The sequence below is a fragment of the Streptomyces sp. NPDC096013 genome (genome assembly GCF_044763565.1).
Taxonomy (GTDB): Bacteria; Actinomycetota; Actinomycetes; order Streptomycetales; family Streptomycetaceae; genus Streptomyces.
The window spans coordinates 1690488-1708815 of the sequence record NZ_JBIWGK010000001.1 but is presented as its reverse complement, the minus strand read 5'-3'; the positions used below and the strand labels follow the sequence as shown (position 1 = coordinate 1708815).

Genomic DNA, 18328 nt, shown 5'->3' with positions numbered 1-18328 from the left:
CGGCGTGCGCGGATTCGGCGAAGCGTGCCCTCCGTAGGGGCACGTCGCGACGAGACCGCAGGTGACTCCCCACGAGGGCCTGCTCAGCACCCGGGGCGTACCACCGGGGCATACCGCCGTACGGTCCGGGCGCGAGGCCCGGACCGGGTTTCAGCGGGCCGCGGCGCGGCGCAGGACCTCGGAGGCGGCGCCGCCGGTGCGGGGCAGCAGGGGCGGTACCTCGGACATGGCGAAAGGTTCCGGCGCGGAGCCCGCGCTGGGCCGTCGGCCGCCACGCCCCTCGCCCAGCACCTGCCAGCCGTCACGGGTCAGGGTGATGTAGGCGCCGCAGCGCAGCCCGTGCAGCGTGCACGCGTCGCGCAGCCCCCACATCCACGCACCGTCCTCCTCCGTCCAACGCGCGTCGCCCTCACGGCAGTAGAGCAGCACGGCCGTACGCACCGGGGTCCGGCGGCGCAGGTCGTGCGGGATGACGCGGCGCAGCTGCGCGAGCAGCGCGTTGCGGAACATCCAGCCGTCTGCCGGGGCGGACCGCCGGACGAACGAGGCACTCGCGAGCAGTCGCTCGTCCGGGTCGAGGACGGCCACGATCGCGGTCGTCGGTCTCGGCCGGTGCCGGGAGTGCAGCCCGCTGACGACCTCGCGGGGATTGCGCAGCAACGGGATTCCGGCGGCGGCCCATTCGGAGGGCTCGAGCAGACGGGCCAGGGGGTTGGCGGAAGCGGCGGACAGGTCGGCAGACGTCGACATGGCTGCCGCGGAGGACGGAGCGAATCCGAAGGTCACGGTCCTCCCTTCGGCTACGCGCCCACACTACGGGCGGGGTCGGATTCGGGGGAGCGCACACCGCAACGGAGCCCTACCGGATCACGGACGAACCGTGCGGGGAGCGGACTCCAATTCTTCCTGCCGAACTTGGATGCGGCAACGAGCAAATGGGGCCACAGACCCTTATCTGGCGGTGTGTGGCATATATCCCTACCCAATGCGTCACCCGGCGACGCCTGGGACGTTCGGGCACCACACTTTCGTACGCCATTGAGGTGCGGGAGGTCCAGAGAGCGCCGGTGGGACGGGCTGCGGGAAGGGGCCCGCGAGGGTTCGGCACGGCGGGGGATTGGGCCGTTGTCAGTGGCGTGCGGTTGCATGGGGGTATGAGCAACCAGGAGCTGCGTGCCGAAGCCGACGCCATCCTCGCCGAGCTGGTCGGTGATCCGAGCGGCACGGCGCGGCTGCGCGAGGACCAGTGGCAGGCGGTGGCGGCCCTGGTGGAGGGGCGCCGGCGCGCGCTGGTGGTGCAGCGCACCGGCTGGGGCAAGTCGGCGGTGTACTTCGTCGCCACCGCCCTGCTCCGCCGACGCGGCGCCGGTCCTACGGTGATCATCTCGCCGCTGCTCGCGCTGATGCGCAACCAGGTCGAGTCCGCGGCGCGGGCCGGAATCCGCGCGCACACCATCAACTCGGCCAACCCCGAGGAGTGGGACACCATCTACGGAGAGGTCGAACGGGGTGAGACCGACGTGCTCCTGGTGAGCCCGGAACGGCTCAATTCCGTCGACTTCCGCGACCAGGTGCTCCCCAAGCTCGCGGCCACGACCGGCCTCCTGGTGGTCGACGAGGCGCACTGCATCTCCGACTGGGGACACGACTTCCGCCCCGACTACCGCAGGTTGCGGGCGATGCTGGCCGAACTGCCCGCCGGCGTACCGGTCCTGGCCACCACCGCGACCGCCAACGCGCGCGTGACGGCCGACGTGGCCGAGCAGTTGGGCACCGGCGCAGGAGAGGCCCTGGTGCTGCGCGGTCCGCTGGAGCGGGAGAGCCTGCGGCTGGGAGTGGTCCAACTGCCGGACGCCGCCCACCGTTTGGCGTGGCTCGCCGAGCACCTGGACGAACTGACCGGCTCGGGGATCATCTACACCCTCACCGTGGCCGCCGCCGAGGAAGCCACCGCCTTCCTGCGCCAACGCGGCTTCAAGGTCGCCTCATACACCGGGAAGACGGAGAACGCCGACCGGCTCCAGGCCGAGATCGACCTCCAGGAGAACCGCGTCAAGGCCCTCGTGGCCACCTCCGCGCTCGGCATGGGCTACGACAAGCCGGACCTGGGCTTCGTGGTCCACCTCGGCTCGCCGTCCTCGCCGATCGCCTACTACCAGCAGGTGGGCCGTGCGGGCCGCGGAGTCGCCCACGCCGACGTACTGCTCCTCCCGGGCCGCGAGGACGAGGCCATCTGGCGCTACTTCGCCGATACGGCCTTCCCGCCCGAGACACAGGTCCGCCAGACCCTCGCGGCCCTGGCCGACGCGGGGCGCCCGCTGTCCGTGCCCGCCCTGGAGACGGCGGTCGACCTACGGCGCAGCCGCCTGGAGACCATGCTGAAGGTCCTGGACGTCGACGGCGCCGTCAAGCGCGTGAAGGGCGGCTGGGCGGCCACGGGCGCCGAGTGGGCGTACGACGCCGAGCGGTACACCTGGGTGGCCAAGCAGCGGGCGGCCGAGCAACAGGCCATGCGCGACTACGTGAGCACGACCCAGTGCCGGATGGAGTTCCTGCGCCGGCAGCTGGACGACGAAGGGGCGGTGCCCTGCGGCCGCTGCGACAACTGCGCGGGCGCCTGGATCGACTCATCGGTCTCCGCCGAGACGCTCACAGGGGCGACGAAGGAACTGGACCGCCCGGGTATGGAGGTCGAGCCGCGCCGCATGTGGCCGACCGGCATGGCCGCGCTGGGGGTCGACCTCAAGGGCCGCATCCCGGCCAAGGACCAGTGCTCCACAGGGCGTGCCCTGGGGCGGCTCTCGGACATTGGCTGGGGCAACCGCCTGCGCCCGCTGCTCGCGGAGAGCGCGCCCGACGGCCCGGTCCCCGACGACGTCCTGAAGGCCGCCGTGGCGGTCCTCGCCGACTGGGCGCGCTCTCCCGGCGGTTGGGCACCGAATGCCACGGACGTGTCGCCCCGGCCCGTGGGCGTCGTGGCCGTCCCGTCCCTGGGCCGTCCGCAACTGGTGGGCTCCCTCGCCCAGGGCATCGCCACCATCGGCCGCCTGCCCCTCCTGGGCAGCCTGACGTACACGGGCCCGGACGGCACGCACGCCGCACGCCGCAGCAACTCCGCCCAACGCCTCAGGGCACTGTCCGACGCCTTCGCCGTCTCGGGAGAACTGGCCGCCGCCCTGGCCGCGTCTCCCGGCCCCGTCCTGCTCGTGGACGACTACACCGACTCCGGCTGGACCCTCGCGGTCGCTGCCCGTCTGCTCCGCCAAGCGGGCGCCGAACAGGTTCTTCCACTGGTACTCGCTGCGGCGAGCTGAGGCTTCTCTTCGGGCCTTTGAGGTTGCGGAGCTCTGTCGGGGTGACGTCGGCCTGCGGGCGAGGCGCTTGAGGCGGGTCGAGCCTTTCGGCGGCTACCGGGACTGAAGCGCCACGGTCGTCGCCTCCTCGCAGGGCGACCGCACGATCATCGAGTCGGTCCGGATCTTCCGGTCACATGGCCCGACTTGGCCGCGTCGAAGCCCATGTGGCGTGTCCCTGACCGGACTTATCCACAGGCTCAAGCGGGACTTCGCGATCCGCGAGATCGTCATCGCATGACGAATCACAGCGAAACGACCGGATCCTCCGAAAACGGCGACATCGACCCCACCGCCTACGACCGCCACACCAGCCCCGAACACCAGCTCACCCTGCGCAGCCCCGCCGAACTCGCCGACGCCCTGCCTTATCTGCTCGGGTACCGCCCCGAGGACAGCATCGTCCTCGTCGCCCTGTACGACCGGGCCGGCCGGGGCCGGTTCGGCGGGAGGGCCCGGCTCGGCATTCCCGCCGGCGCGGACGACTGGGCCTCCGTGGCACGCCAGTTGGCCCACGGCCTCGTGACGGGCAGCGAGCGCCGAGGCGCCCGGCCCGAGCAGATGATCGCCTACGTCTGCCAGGAACCGGCGCCGGGAGAATCGGGGCGCCAGGTCATGGAGCGCCTGCGCCCGCTCGTCCAGAAGCTGCGCACCGAATGCGGCCGACTGGACGTGACGGTGATCGAGGCGCTCTGCATCTCGGACGGCCGCTTCTGGTCCTACTGCTGCTCGGGTCAAGGATGTTGCCCGGTCGACGGCTCCCCGATGGGCCTGCCCGGCACGTCCGTACTGGCAGCGGCGGCGACCTACGCGGGACTCCAAGTGCGCGGCACTCTGCGCGAGTTGCGGGCGAGGCTGTTGCCGTGGGAGACGGCTGCCGCGCTACAGCAGGAAGTCGCCTTGGACGCCGCCGGCATGACCCTGGTCCCGAAGATCCTCGACGACGCCAGCCGGGCGGACGTCGCGGAGGACACCCTGGACCTCGCCCGGCGGATCATGAAGCGGTTCGCCCTGGCACCACGCGTGACCGGTGTGCTCCACTCGGACTTCCGCGATGATGCCCTGCTCACCCATGACGAGGCCGCCAGCCTGATCCTCGGCCTCCAGGACCGCACCACCCGCGACCGCGCAGCCGAATGGATGGAGGGCGACGACGCGCTGCCGGCCCTGCGCCTCTGGCGTGCACTGGCCCGCCGCTGCGTCGGACCGTACGGCGAGCACGCCGCGGCTCCTCTCACCCTCGCCGGCTGGGTCGCCTGGTCCACCGGCGACGACCTGGAGGCAAGGGAAGCCCTGGCCATGGCCCTCGGCACGGACCCCGACTACCTCTTCGCCCGCCTCCTCCACCAGGCCTGCAACGAGGGCCTCGACCCGGAGTCGATCCGGCGATGCTTGCGTGCGGAGCGGGTGGAGCGCGCAGAGGGGACGGGAGCCGGCGAGGCATCGGGTGCTGGAGGGGCGCCACGAACCGGAGACGTGGTCGCCGGCGCGGAGACCGCCGAGGGTTCCGCGGAGCAGGGCGCGAGCGCGCCCGCCGAATCCCCGGCACCGGAGGCCTCACCCATGGCTTCACCCGCGCCCTCCCGCCGTCGGCACCGCACGCGTACCCCCGACGTCGGCCGAGTCCACGGCCGTCCCCGCCGCTCGGGCACGGACAGCCGCCGATCCGGCGGGGCGGACGGATCGCGTCCGCGCACACCGGCGCAGGGCACGGCACGCCCCGGCGGCGAGCGTGCGCGCACCTCTGGGAAGGGCGGGTCGCGACGCTACGACACCTGCTCGGAGGGGCCGCAGCCGGAGGCCAACGGCCTTGAGGGGGACGGGTGAACAAAGCTCGGGGGAGTGAGGGGCGGCACCGCCGGTCCAGTGGGCGGCTCGGTGTGTTCGGAGCTTGGCTCCGCCGGTCCGCCGTGCGCCGGGTCGGCGGCCACCGGGACCGGCGGGCCGAGGCCGGCTGTCCCGCCCTTCCGCCACGCCGCCATTCGGTCGGCTTCGCAGGCCGGAGGCGTGACCAGGAGGAGCCCGGTTCCGTTCACCTGAGTGGCGGAACGCCTGAACGGGCCGTGTCGCCGGACAGCCCCCGTCCTGTCGGAACCGTCCCTCGCGGAACCGTCCACCCGGCGCCGAACACGTCCGAGGCGCACAGAGCCCAGAAGAAGCCGCCCATGCACCAGCCGACACCGCCCTCGGCCGAGGGCGACCGCCCTGACGTCGATCCTTCCGTGCCACGCCCGAGCCGAGGCACCGGCTCATCACCGCCGCAAACGGGCACGACCGATCCCGACCGCCCACCGCAACCCTCCCACCGGCAGCCGGAAGGCTGGACACCCGGCCGAAACCGCCGTCCAACCCCGGCACCGCACCAGCCCGCCTCGCTCTCCCCACCTCAAGGCTCCCTGCCACACCCGTCCCGCCCGATGCCCCGCCGCTCCCTCGAACTGCCGCCCACCCACACCACCTTGATCTGCGTGGCGCTCCCCGGCCTCGCCGTCTCCACCGAGGAAGGGCAGCTGAACGGCCGGGGGCTGGAGGGGTTCTACCGCGCGGGCCGGCGCGTGCTCTCCCGCTGCCAGCTCCGGGTGGCCGGACGGGAACCGCTGGCGGTGCAGGCCCGGATGACGGCATCCGACCGCGCCCGGTTCGTGGGAACCCTGCGGGTCTCCCCGGACTGCGGCCCGGACCCGGACCTCGTCGTCGAGCGGACCCGGCACGCCGACGGCACCGAGCGCATCACGCTGCGCAGCGTGTCCCGGCGCCCGTTACGCCTGCCGGTCGAGGTGGCACTCGGCACCGACATGGCCGACCTGGGCGCGATCGCCGCGGGCCACACAGGACCCGAACTGCCCGCCAGCGTCCACGACTCCGGCCTGCGCTGGTCCGGCGCCACCGGCAGTTCGGCGGTCACGGCCGCCCCACCGCCCACCGACGCACTGGCCTCCGCGGGACTCCTGCGCTGGGAGTTCGAACTGCCACCGAGCGGCACGGCGAGCGTGGAACTCCGGGTACGGCCGGACGGCACGGGACCGGTCAGGGCCGTGGGCCACGGGGCGACCAGCCCCCTGGCGAGCGCACGGGCGACCGGCGACGACCCCCGAGTCCACGCTCTCCTGCGGACCAGCGTCGAGGACCTCCAGGCACTGCTGCTGCGCGACCCCGCGCACCCCTCCGACACCCATCTCGCGGCAGGGGCACCCTGGCGCTGCGGGCTCGCCCCGGCGGAGTCACTCACGGCGGCGCGGATGACGCTGCCCCTCGGCACACGCCTGGCCGCGGGCACGCTGCGGACCCTCGCCCGTACCCAACTCCAGCGCCCCGGAGCACAGTTGGGCATGATCCCCGGACCGCGCCGTGACGCCGGCGCCCATCTGCCGCCGAGTTGCACCGGTACGGAGGCGACCCTGCTCTTCCCGGTGCTGCTCGCGGAGGCCCGCCGTTGGGGGCTCTCGGAGCAGGAGACACAGGAGCTGCTGCCGGCCGCCGAGCGCTGTCTGACCTGGCTGCGGACCACCGTGGGCGACGGCACCTACCTCCACGACCCGCACCCCGGCGGACCGGTCCGCTGCGAGACGCAGGCCCACGCTCACCGGGCGGCGCTGCTCGGCGCCGATCTGCTCGACGCGTACGGCAGACCCGGCGGCACGGAACTCCGGCAGTGGGCCCAGGAGTTGCGCACCGCCTTCCGCGCGGAGTTCTGGATCGGGGACCTGGGCGGCGGCCGCCCGGCGGCGGCCCGGGCTCCGGACGGACGCCTCGTACCGAACCTCGGCGCGACGACGGCCCACCTCCTCGACACCGGACTCCTGGGCGGCGGCGAGTACGCACCCGGCCTGCTCGACAAAGCGCGGGCCGAACAACTCGCCCGGCTGCTCGGTGCCCCGGCCATGGACTCGGGCTGGGGACTGCGCGGCCTGGGCGTGAAGGAGCCGGGATACAGCCCGTTCAGCCACCGCGGCGGAGCCGTCCGGGTGGCGGAGACGGCGATCGCCGTAGCGGGCCTGGCGGTGGCCGGGTACGAGAAGGAGGCCACCTCGCTGCTGCGGGGCGTCCTCGCCGCTGCCGAGGCGTTCGGACACCGGCTCCCCGAGATGTACGCGGGGGAGCAGCGCACGGACGGGAGCGCTCCCCTTCCCCATCCGGCGGCCTGCCGCCCGGCAGCCACGGCCGCGGCCGCCGGAGTCCTGCTGCTGACCACCCTCGCGGGCATCCGCCCCGACGCCCCCGCCCGCACGGTCACTCTCCGCCCGGTGCGCAGCGCGCCCCTGGGCGAGATCGGCTTGACCGGGCTGCGGATCGCGGGCGCCCCCTTCTCCGTCCGGGTCGGCCGGCTCGGCGTCGCCATGGTCGAGGAGGCGGCCGACGGCCTGCAACTGGGAGCGTGACCTCGGGGAAGGCGGTGTCGGCCGACGGCCGGAAGCGGAGGAGGAAACCCCTCTTCGCACCGCAGTGGATCAGTCTCGACGGTACCGGCGAAGGGAGTGTTTATCGTCAGGCAGACGACTATGATCGCCGCATGTCCTACGACCCGTCAGCGTATCCGCCCTTCGCCGTCACCGTGGACCTGGTCGTGCTGACCGTGCGCCGCCATGCTCTGTGCGGGCTGGCGGTACGCAGGGGCGAGCCGCCGTTTCAGGGACGCTGGGCGCTGCCCGGCGGCTTCGTGCGGGCCGACGAGGACCTGGCGCAGGCCGCGGCACGCGAACTCGCCGAGGAGACGGGACTGCGCGCCCACGACCCCGGCGCCCCCGCCCAGGACAACGGAGCGCACCTGGAGCAGCTCGCGACCTACGGCGACCCCAAGCGCGACCCGCGAATGCGCGTCGTCAGCGTCGCCCACCTCGCGCTCGCTCCCGACCTGCCGGCACCCCGAGCAGGCGGGGACGCCAGCAACGCGCGGTGGGCGCCCGTCGAAGAGCTGCTGCAACAAGGGGGGTTCGGCCGCGACGGCGATGCCGTGGCACCGCTCGCCTTCGACCACACGCAGATCCTGTCCGACGGGGTGGAGCGCGCCCGTTCGAAGATCGAGTACTCGTCCCTGGCCACGGCGTTCTGCCCCACCGAGTTCACCGTCGGTGAGCTGCGCCGCGTCTACGAGGCGGTGTGGGGCGTGGCGCTCGACCCGCGCAACTTCCACCGCAAGGTGACCGGCACGCCCGGGTTCCTCGTCCCGACGGGTGGTACGACGACCCGTCAGGGCGGGCGCCCGGCGCAGTTGTTCCGGGCCGGCGGGGCCACGTTGCTCAACCCGCCGATGCTGCGCCCCGAGGTGTGATGCCGTAGCGCGTCGTCCGCGGCGATCAACGGTTGCGCAGCGGGCCGTTCGGTGCCCGGAAAAACGGACATAGCGCGCTATCTTGCTGTGGGTGATCCAGGCCTTCGGACTGACCAGCAACGCCCGCAAGGAGCATCCGCCCGCCGTCGACGACGTCTCCTTCGAGGCACGTGCGGGCCGTGTCACCGCACTCCTCGGAGCACCGGGCGCGGGAAAGACGACCGCGCTCAGGCTCATGCTCGAACTCCAACAGGGACGTGGAAGCACCTATTTCAGGGGCCGCCCCCTGCACCGCATCGCCCATCCGTCGCGCGAGGTCGGCGTCCTCCTGGGCGATGTGCCGGGTCATCCGGCCCGATCGGTGCGCGGCCATCTCCGGATGCTGTGCGCGGCGGCGGGCGTTCCGGCCCGGCGTGCCGACGAAGTCCTCGAAGTGGTCGGCCTCGTCAGCTTGCGCGACGAACGCCTCGGCAGCCTCGCGCGCGGCATGGACCGCCGCCTCGGCCTCGCCTGCGCCCTGCTGTCCGACCCGCACACACTCGTGCTGGACGAACCCGCGGACGAACTCTCCGCCCGCGAAAGCCGCTGGCTGTACGGCATGCTGCACGCCCACGCGGCTCAGGGCGGCACGGTCCTGTTCACCACCTCCGAGCCCAAGGAGGCCGCCCGCTGCTCGGACCGGGTCGTCACCCTGGAGCAGGGCAGACTCGTCGCCGACCAGGAGGCCGGAGAGTTCGCCCGCACCCGGCTGCGCCCCCGCGTCGCCGTCCGCAGCCCACACGCCGTCCGCCTCGCCGCCCTCCTCACCAGGGAGGCCCGCACCGCACACCGCTCCGTCGAAGTCGTCCGGGAGGGCGGCAACCGCCTTTCCGTGTACGGCAGTACGTGCGCCGAGGTGGGCGAGACGGCGTTCCGGCACGACATCCTCGTACACCAACTCGCGGACGAGATCGGGGACATGGGGCCGGGCGCGGGTGCACTCCGCCGAGACGAGCCCGCATCCATCGAGGAACCGCGAGTCCCGGACACCCCGTCGACGACCGAGATCCCAACGGCCCGCGCCAACGCACCGGTCGCCGAGCGCCCGGCGGCCCGCACCGAAACGGCGCTTGCCGAGCCGCCAACGCCGCCCACCGACAGACCGCTTGCCGAGCGGCCCACGCCTCGCATCGACAGACCGTTTGCCGAGCCGCCAACCCCTCGCACCGACGTACCGCTTGGTGGGCCGTCAGCAAGCCGCACGGACACGCCGTTTGGCGAGCCGCCAACCCCGCGCACTAACACGCCGTTTGCCGAGCCGTCAGCACCCTGCATGGACGCGCCCCTTGGTCGGCCGCTAACGCCGCGCACTGACGCACCCCTTGGTGAGCCGTCAGCACCCCGCGCGGACGCGTCCCTTGCTCAGCCGCCAACGCCCCGCACGGATGCACAACTCTCCGAGATGCCAACGCCCCTCACCGACGCGCCGCCCGCCGGGGTGCCAACGCCTCTCACCGACGTGCCGTCCGCCGAGATGCCAACCCCCCGCGCGGACACGCCCCTTGCTGAGCTGCCCGCGCGGACCGCAGCTGGGCCGTCCACCGACATGCGATCGGCCGAAGCCCCGCAACCCCACGCCGACGCCCCACAGCAGCCTCACACCAGCGCGTCGCTCACCGCCCCGACGCCCACCGCCGAGCCGCTCGTAGCCGAAGAACCGCAACCCGCAGCCGACCCTCACCCGCCGCACGAGGCCCACGCAGCCGCCGCGAGCCCTTCCCCCGCGACCTCCCGGCTGGTCGCCCTCATCGACCCGGAGGAGTCGGCCGGTACTCCCCGCGCGCGTGCCGCACGCCCCGCCCACGCCCTGACCCTCGACGCCCTGTCCCCGCTCCCGCCCCCCATCTCCGTCCGCTCCGCCCCCAGCCCGCTGCGTCCCCTCCGCTACGAGCTGCGCCGCGCCACCGGCGTCGGCACCGGGTTCCTGACCGGGGCCGCCGTACTCGTCGTGTCCGTGCTCACCGCGCTGTTCCTGGCGCGTGTCGGGCACACCCCGCAGCCGCGTCTGCTGGCCGCGTGGCCGCGGGAGTTGCCCCTGCCGCCCGCGGCGCTCGGCGCGGGGCTGCTGGGGGCGTTCGCCTTCGGTGACGAGTTCCGTCACCCTGCCCTGGCGGCGGATCGCGGCACCGTGCCCCGCCGGATGGGACTGCTGGTCGCGAAGCTCCTTGTCTCCGCGGCCACCGCGCTGCTGCTGGCCTTCCTCACGGTGGGCTGCGACGCCGAAGCGCTCTATCTCGTCTACGGACGGGAGCTCGCGCAAGTTCCCGCCGACTCGCTTTCGATGAGCGCGAGTTGGATCGGCCTGGTCGTCGGCTGCGCCTGGGCCGGGGTACTGGCCGCCGGCACCTTCCGGTCCACCACGGCCGGGCTCGCCGCGGTAGTCGCCGTACCGATCGTCGTCGTACCCCTCGTACACAAGGCGTTGGAGGGACCGGCTGTTCGGACCGCGGAAGGTTTCCCGCTGCGGATGCGGAAGGTGTTCCTGTTGCAGTGGCCCTTCGGGGGCGAGCGCTACCTGTCCGCGGCGGCGCGTGTGATCGCCCAACCCGTGGGCGGGGCACTGACGTTGTCGCTGACCGCACTGCTCTGCGCGTATCTGCTCACGACCCTGCGGAGCAGGGTCCGATGACGACCGTCCGCAACCCTGGGGGCCCGCTCTGCGCACAACTCCCCGGAGAAAGCCCATTTCTTTCCGATAAGGCGTCAATTGCGACGGGGTGAGCGATCACCCTTTCGTGTGCTTTTCACCAAAGACCTCAAGGGAGTTGGAACCAACGCCGACAAATGATCCGTGAGTACCCTTGCGCACACCATGATGACCGCCGCCCGCTCCGCAGACTCCGGTCTCGCCGGCCCGGGCGAACTCGACCGCTACCCCTATGCCGAGGCGCCCGTCACCGAGCGCCTCGGAGCCCCCTCCTGGGACGGTTCCGACCCCGAGCTGGGCCGCGTGGGCCGGCGTGCCGCGGGCAGCCGCGGACGCGGGCTGCACGGCCAACTCGTCCAGCAACTGGGTCAGATGATCGTCTCCGGGGACCTGGGCGCCGACCGCCCGCTGGTGCCCGAGGAGATCGGCCAGCGTTTCGAGGTCTCCCGCACCGTCGTCCGCGAATCGCTCCGCGTCCTGGAGGCCAAGGGCCTGGTGAGCGCGCGCCCGAACGTCGGCACGCGCGTGCGTCCCGTCAGCGACTGGAACCTCCTCGACCCGGACATCATCGAATGGCGCGCCTTCGGCCCGCAGCGCGACAACCAGCGCCGCGAGCTGAGCGAGCTGCGCTGGACGATCGAGCCGCTCGCCGCGCGCCTCGCCGCCGGACACGGGCGCGAGGACATCCAGCAGCGCCTCTCCGACATGGTCGAGATCATGAGCCACGCCCTGGGGCAGGGTGACGCGCTGACGTTCTCCCGCGCGGACGCCGAGTTCCACTCGCTGCTCATCCAGGTCGCGGGCAACCGGATGCTGGAGCACCTTTCCGGGATCGTCTCCTCGGCCCTCCAGGTCTCCGGCGGCCCGGTCACCGGTTGTGACCGCCCCACCGACGCCTCCCTGGGGCACCACGCCCGGATCGTCGACGCCCTCGGCGCCGGTGACGGCGCGGCGGCCGAGGCGGCGATGCGGCAGCTGCTCATCGTGCACCCCGAGGTGGAGCGCGTGGTGCCCGCCCCGCGCGAACACTGACGCGTGCCGGGTGGTCGGCGCGGCCGAGGTGTGCCGCGCTCTCGTGGCGTCGCCCGGCCGGGACGCCCGTCTCCCGCCGGACCCCGCAGGATCCTCCAGGGAACCGGCGGGGTCCGGCGGCGCGACGGGGTGTCGGATCTCCCTGAGGAGGGCCTGTCACGGCTGCGGATGACCTCCTCTGCCCGTGTCTGACCGTTTTTGCGCGCTTACGGGGTGTGACTCGGGCCACGCAGATTGGGCGTAACGCTCGCGGGAACTGCGCGATGACCTAAGAGGTGACAGCCGCGGAAGGGAATACGGACGCCGTTCAAGGCGCTGTGTTTCTTCCCGGCCCCAGCCCGCGCCGTCGGCCCATCCCCAGTCGGCGGTCGTCGGTTCCTGTCCGTACCGGACGGGGCCGGAAGCCGTTTTCCATCGTTCCGAGAGGTTGTTCGTGTCGGCCAGCACATCCCGTACGCTCCCGCCGGAGATCGCCGAGTCCGTCTCTGTCATGGCGCTCATCGAGCGGGGAAAGGCTGAGGGGCAGATCGCCGGCGATGACGTGCGTCGGGCCTTCGAAGCTGACCAGATTCCGGCCACTCAGTGGAAGAACGTACTGCGCAGCCTCAACCAGATCCTCGAGGAAGAGGGTGTGACGCTGATGGTCAGTGCCGCGGAGCCCAAGCGCACCCGAAAGAGCGTCGCAGCGAAGAGTCCGGCCAAGCGCACCGCCACCAAGACGGTCGCCGCGAAGACGGTGACCGCCAAGAAGGCCACCGCCACCGCCACTCCGGCGGTACCCGTCGCCGACGCTCCCGCCGAGGACGACGCCCAGAAGGCCGCCGCCAAGAAGACGGCGCCCGCCAAGAAGGCGGTCGCCAAGAAGGTCGCCGCCAAGAAGACGACGGCGGCTGCCAAGAAGACCAGCGCCAAGAAGGACGACGTCGAGCTGATCGACGAAGAGGCGACCGAGGAGACCCCCGGCAAGACCGGGGACGAGCCCGAGGGCGCCGAGAGTGCCGGGTTCGTGCTCTCCGACGAGGACGAGGACGACGCGCCCGCGCAGCAGGTCGCAGCCGCCGGTGCCACCGCCGACCCCGTCAAGGACTACCTCAAGCAGATCGGCAAGGTCCCCCTCCTCAACGCCGAGCAGGAGGTCGAGCTCGCCAAGCGCATCGAGGCCGGTCTGTTCGCCGAGGACAAGCTGGCCAACGCCGACAAGCTCGCCCCCAAGCTCAAGCGCGAGCTGGAGATCATCGCCGAGGACGGCCGCCGCGCCAAGAACCACCTCCTGGAGGCCAACCTCCGTCTGGTGGTCTCCCTGGCCAAGCGCTACACCGGCCGCGGCATGCTCTTCCTGGACCTCATCCAGGAAGGCAACCTCGGTCTGATCCGCGCGGTCGAGAAATTCGACTACACCAAGGGCTACAAGTTCTCCACGTACGCCACCTGGTGGATCCGTCAGGCGATCACCCGCGCGATGGCCGACCAGGCCCGCACCATCCGTATCCCGGTGCACATGGTCGAGGTCATCAACAAGCTCGCGCGCGTGCAGCGCCAGATGCTCCAGGACCTGGGCCGCGAGCCCACCCCGGAGGAGCTGGCCAAGGAACTCGACATGACCCCGGAGAAGGTCATCGAGGTCCAGAAGTACGGCCGCGAGCCCATCTCCCTGCACACCCCCCTGGGTGAGGACGGCGACAGCGAGTTCGGTGACCTCATCGAGGACTCCGAGGCCGTCGTCCCCGCCGACGCGGTCAGCTTCACCCTCCTCCAGGAGCAGCTGCACTCCGTCCTGGACACCCTGTCCGAGCGCGAGGCCGGCGTGGTCTCGATGCGCTTCGGTCTCACCGACGGTCAGCCGAAGACCCTCGACGAGATCGGCAAGGTGTACGGGGTCACCCGTGAGCGCATCCGCCAGATCGAGTCCAAGACCATGTCGAAGCTGCGCCACCCGTCGCGTTCGCAGGTGCTGCGCGACTACCTCGACTAGGTCGTAGTCGTACGACACGGAAGGCCCGGCCCCCCTCGGGGAGCCGGGCCTTCGTGCTGCCGCGCGGGTGCGGGGCGCGACGCACTGGATCACTGTGGGTCTCCCATGACCATCCCAGAGTGAGGAACGTGCATGCGTCGTCCCCTTGCCCGGGCGCTGACCCGGCCGCTGGTCCTGGCGGCTGCCGCGTCCGCCATACCGCTGGTCTCCGCCGTCCCCGCGGCCGCGGACAGCATCGTCGTCGGCGGGTTCCCGGTCGACGTCTCCGTGAGCCCGTGGACAGTGGCGCTGTCCAGCCGTGACCGATTCGGAGGTACCCGGGCAGGACAGTTCTGCGGCGCCGTGGCCGTGGACCCGACCACCGTGCTGACCGCGGCCCACTGCATGGCCGACGACGTCCTGGGGGCGCCGCCGCACCGGGCGACCGACCTCAAGGCCATCACGGGCCGTACGGACCTGCTCTCGGACCGGGGCCGGGAGATCGCCGTACGCACTGTGCGGGTCAATCCGGCCTACGACCCCGCCACCAACGCCGGTGACTTCGCCGTGCTCACCCTCGCCGAGCCGCTGTCGCAGAGCTCGGTGATCAAGATGGCGGGGGCGGGTGACCCGGCCTACGCGCCGGGTACGGCCGCCACGGTCTACGGCTGGGGCGATCTGACCGGCACCGGCGACTACGCGGGCAGTCTGCACGCCGCGAGCGTGCACGTGCTGCCCGACGCGCGCTGCGAGGAGGCCTATCCGGCCGGTTCCGACGGCACCTACCTCCCCGAGTCCATGCTGTGCGCCGGGGAGGTCCAGGGCGGCCGGGACGCCTGCCAGGGGGACAGCGGGGGCCCGCTGGTCGCCCAGGGGCGGCTGATCGGGCTCGTGTCGTGGGGCAGCGGGTGCGGGCGGGCCGGGAGCCCTGGTGTCTACACGAGGGTGTCCGACGTCCTGCGGAGCCTGGGCGGCCGCCGGGGCTCGCCAGGGCCGCACAGGGGCGCCTGACGGCGGCTGAGAGGCATCCGCGGGCCGAGCGACACCCGCGGGTACGAAAACGGGCGGCCCCGCTCCTGTGGTTCAGGAGCGGGGCCGCCCGTCGCCGGCCTGGGCCGGTGCTGGCTCGTCGTGGACGCGATGTGTCAGCGGTCTTCTTCAGGAGCGCTTGCAGCAGGAGCGGAGGTCAGCCGCTCCGACTCGTCCTGTATCTCAGCGGCGATCTTCTTGAGTTCCGGCTCGAACTTGCGGCCGTGGTGGGCGCAGAAGAGCAGTTCTCCGCCGCTCAGCAGGACGACGCGCAGGTATGCCTGGGCGCCGCAGCGGTCGCAGCGATCGGCGGCCGTCAGTGGGCTCGCGGGGGTCAGAACAGTAGTCACGTCGCCTCTTCTCTAGCTCGACGAGCTGTCGTACCAGGGTCAACATCCAACCAGCCCGAAAACGTTCCCGCTCGTGGCTTTTCCTCGAAAAATTCTTCCGGGGCGGCTGTCTGCTGCCGGTTGGCGGCGAATGTGCCGTATTGCGTGTCTATGTGTCTGTACGGGTTCGCGCTGTCTGTCAGGGTCGGGTCCTCCCGGCTGGGTTGCCGGTTGTTCTTGAGGACGTGCCCGGAGCCTAAATGGTTCATGCCCCGAAGGGAACGTGATATGTACTTCACTCCATCGAGGGATCGAACAGGTATACGACCCTGGACTAGTGTGAGGAGGAGACGAGGGTGGCGTTACAACGGCTCTACCAGGCCTCGGTACCCTCTGAGCGGCAACCGAAGCCGGGCCCTTACCCAAAAGGGCCTCATCTGAAATTCAGCGAGGAGCGAACCGCGTGACCGCCGAAACGTCCGTGCCGTCGACAGCGCTGCTGGCAGGAGCAGACCGGGACGGTTCCAACTACACCGCGCGGCACCTGCTCGTCCTCGAGGGGCTCGAGGCCGTACGCAAGCGCCCTGGGATGTATATCGGGTCCACCGACAGTCGTGGCCTGATGCACTGTCTGTGGGAGATCATCGACAACTCCGTGGACGAGGCCCTCGGGGGCTACTGCGACCACATCGAGGTGATCCTGCACGACGACGCCTCGGTGGAGGTCCGGGACAACGGCCGGGGCATCCCGGTCGACGTCGAGCCCAAGACCGGCCTCTCCGGTGTCGAGGTCGTCATGACCAAGCTGCACGCCGGCGGCAAGTTCGGCGGCGGCTCCTATGCCGCCTCCGGTGGTCTGCACGGCGTGGGCGCCTCCGTGGTGAACGCCCTGTCCGCGCGACTGGACGTGGAGGTGGACCGCAGCGGCAGCACCCATGCCATCAGCTTCCGGCGGGGTGTGCCCGGCTCCTTCGCCTCCGCCGGTCCCGATGCCGCGTTCGAGCCCGGTGGCCTGCGCAAGACCAAGCGGATCCCCAAGACCCGCACCGGCACGCGCGTGCGCTACTGGGCCGACCGCCAGATCTTCCTCAAGGACGCCAAGCTCTCCCTGGACAACCTCCACCAGCGGGCCCGGCAGACCGCATTCCTGGTGCCCGGGCTGACCATCGTCGTACGCGACGAGTACGGCCTCGGCGAGGGCGGCAGCAAGGGCGAGGAGTCCTTCCGCTTCGACGGCGGCATCAGCGAGTTCTGCGAGTACCTGGCGAGCGACAAGCCCGTCTGCGACGTCCTGCGCCTGTCGGGCCAGGGCACCTTCAAGGAGACGGTGCCCGTCCTGGACGACCACGGCCAGATGACGCCCACCGAGGTCACCCGCGAACTCGGCGTCGACATCGCCATGCGCTGGGGGACCGGCTACGACACGACGCTCCGGTCGTACGTCAACATCATCGCCACCCCCAAGGGCGGCACCCACGTCGCCGGCTTCGAGCAGGCCATCGTCAAGACGGTGAACGAGGTGGCGCGCGCCAAGAAGCTGCTGCGCGTCGCCGAGGACGACATCGTCAAGGACGACGCCCTGGAGGGCCTGACCGCGGTCGTCACCGTCCGGCTCGCCGAACCGCAGTTCGAGGGCCAGACCAAGGAGGTGCTCGGTACGTCCGCCGCCCGCCGCATCGTCGCCAACGTGGTCACCAAGGAGCTCAAGGACTTCCTGACCTCGACGAAGCGTGACGCGGCGGCCCAGGCCCGCGTGGTCATGGAGAAGGCCGTCGCCGCCGCGCGTACGCGCATCGCGGCCCGGCAGCACAAGGACGCCCAGCGCCGGAAGACGGCCCTGGAGTCCTCCTCGCTTCCCGCCAAGCTCGCCGACTGCCGCAGCGACGACGTGGAGCGCAGCGAGCTGTTCATCGTCGAGGGGGACTCCGCGCTCGGTACGGCCAAGCTCGCCCGGAACTCCGAGTTCCAGGCGCTGCTGCCGATCCGCGGCAAGATCCTCAACGTCCAGAAGTCGTCCGTCACCGACATGCTGAAGAACGTCGAGTGCGGGGCGATCATCCAGGTCATAGGAGCGGGCTCGGGCCGCACCTTCGACATCGACGCGGCCCGCTACGGCAAGATCATCATGATGACCGACGCCGATGTGGACGGCTCCCACATCCGCTGTCTGCTGCTGACCCTCTTCCAGCGCTACATGCGGCCCATGGTCGAGGCCGGCCGGGTGTTCGCCGCGGTGCCGCCGCTGCACCGGATCGAACTCGTCCAGCCCAAGAAGGGCCAGGACAAGTACGTGTACACGTACTCGGACCGTGAGCTGCGCGAGAAGATGCTGGAGCTTCAGAGCAAGGGCGTCCGGTACAAGGACTCCATCCAGCGTTACAAGGGTCTCGGCGAGATGGACGCCGACCAGCTGGCCGAGACGACGATGGACCCCCGTCACCGCACCCTGCGCCGGATCAACCTCTCCGACCTGGAGGCGGCCGAGCAGGTCTTCGATCTGCTGATGGGCAACGACGTGGCACCGCGCAAGGAGTTCATCTCCAGCTCGGCCGCGACGCTGGACCGGTCGCGCATCGACGCCTGACCATCCCGCCGGGTTCGGGTTCGGGTTCGGGTTCGGGTTCGGGTTCGGGTTCGGGTTCGGGTTCGGGTTCGGGTTCGGCTTTGGGGCCGGGGTCG

Annotated in this window: 11 protein-coding genes; 9 read left to right on the top strand and 2 right to left on the bottom strand. The window is 71.6% G+C overall.

Annotation, left to right across the window (positions count from 1 at the left end):
- Positions 1 to 150: 150 nt before the first annotated feature.
- Positions 151 to 786 carry a hypothetical protein gene (locus ACIRB1_RS07160; protein WP_403464829.1) on the bottom strand — a complete coding sequence of 212 codons (636 nt, stop codon included), beginning with the start codon at positions 784 to 786 and terminating at the stop codon, positions 151 to 153.
- A 368-nt stretch (positions 787 to 1154) separates the two neighbouring features.
- Between ACIRB1_RS07160 and ACIRB1_RS07155 the strand changes: the two genes are divergently transcribed.
- From ACIRB1_RS07155 to ACIRB1_RS07120, 8 genes are all read left to right on the top strand, one after another.
- Entirely contained in the window at positions 1155 to 3314 is a 2160-nt protein-coding gene (locus ACIRB1_RS07155; protein ID WP_403464828.1) for a RecQ family ATP-dependent DNA helicase, read from the top strand.
- 276 nt (positions 3315 to 3590) lie between these two features.
- A complete protein-coding gene (locus ACIRB1_RS07150; RefSeq protein ID WP_403464827.1) occupies positions 3591 to 5180 on the top strand; it encodes a DUF4192 family protein in 1590 nt (529 codons plus the stop codon).
- Positions 5181 to 5770: 590 nt separating this feature from the next.
- Positions 5771 to 7732, top strand: a complete 1962-nt coding sequence (locus ACIRB1_RS07145; RefSeq protein ID WP_403464826.1) for a glycogen debranching N-terminal domain-containing protein — start codon at positions 5771 to 5773, stop codon at positions 7730 to 7732.
- A gap of 131 nt (positions 7733 to 7863) precedes the next feature.
- Complete coding sequence (locus tag ACIRB1_RS07140) at positions 7864 to 8622, top strand: NUDIX domain-containing protein (protein WP_403464825.1); 759 nt, start codon at positions 7864 to 7866, stop codon at positions 8620 to 8622.
- A 91-nt stretch (positions 8623 to 8713) separates the two neighbouring features.
- Positions 8714 to 11290: an ATP-binding cassette domain-containing protein gene (locus tag ACIRB1_RS07135; protein WP_403464824.1), complete on the top strand. Its 2577-nt coding sequence runs from the start codon at positions 8714 to 8716 to the stop codon at positions 11288 to 11290.
- Positions 11291 to 11452: 162 nt separating this feature from the next.
- Complete coding sequence (locus tag ACIRB1_RS07130) at positions 11453 to 12340, top strand: FadR/GntR family transcriptional regulator (RefSeq protein WP_403464823.1); 888 nt, start codon at positions 11453 to 11455, stop codon at positions 12338 to 12340.
- A 433-nt stretch (positions 12341 to 12773) separates the two neighbouring features.
- Positions 12774 to 14312, top strand: coding sequence for an RNA polymerase sigma factor (locus ACIRB1_RS07125; protein ID WP_403464822.1), 1539 nt, complete (start codon positions 12774 to 12776; stop codon positions 14310 to 14312).
- Positions 14313 to 14444: 132 nt separating this feature from the next.
- A complete protein-coding gene (locus ACIRB1_RS07120; RefSeq protein ID WP_403464821.1) occupies positions 14445 to 15302 on the top strand; it encodes a S1 family peptidase in 858 nt (285 codons plus the stop codon).
- Between the two features lie 134 nt (positions 15303 to 15436).
- Here ACIRB1_RS07120 and ACIRB1_RS07115 read toward each other — a convergent pair whose 3' ends face one another.
- Positions 15437 to 15670 (bottom strand): hypothetical protein, encoded by a 234-nt coding sequence (locus tag ACIRB1_RS07115; protein WP_033283991.1) that lies wholly within the window; start codon positions 15668 to 15670, stop codon positions 15437 to 15439.
- A 442-nt stretch (positions 15671 to 16112) separates the two neighbouring features.
- Between ACIRB1_RS07115 and ACIRB1_RS07110 the strand changes: the two genes are divergently transcribed.
- A complete protein-coding gene (locus ACIRB1_RS07110) occupies positions 16113 to 18233 on the top strand; it encodes a type IIA DNA topoisomerase subunit B (protein WP_403464820.1) in 2121 nt (706 codons plus the stop codon).
- Positions 18234 to 18328 lie beyond the last annotated feature (95 nt).

Bases quoted from the DNA above. Each gene is read 5' to 3' on its own strand.
- ACIRB1_RS07140 (WP_403464825.1), top strand. From the start codon at position 7,864: ATGTCCTACGACCCGTCAGCGTATCCGCCCTTCGCCGTCACCGTGGAC.
- ACIRB1_RS07145 (WP_403464826.1), top strand. From the start codon at position 5,771: ATGCCCCGCCGCTCCCTCGAACTGCCGCCCACCCACACCACCTTGATC.
- ACIRB1_RS07120 (WP_403464821.1), top strand. From the start codon at position 14,445: ATGCGTCGTCCCCTTGCCCGGGCGCTGACCCGGCCGCTGGTCCTGGCG.
- ACIRB1_RS07150 (WP_403464827.1), top strand. From the start codon at position 3,591: ATGACGAATCACAGCGAAACGACCGGATCCTCCGAAAACGGCGACATC.
- ACIRB1_RS07155 (WP_403464828.1), top strand. From the start codon at position 1,155: ATGAGCAACCAGGAGCTGCGTGCCGAAGCCGACGCCATCCTCGCCGAG.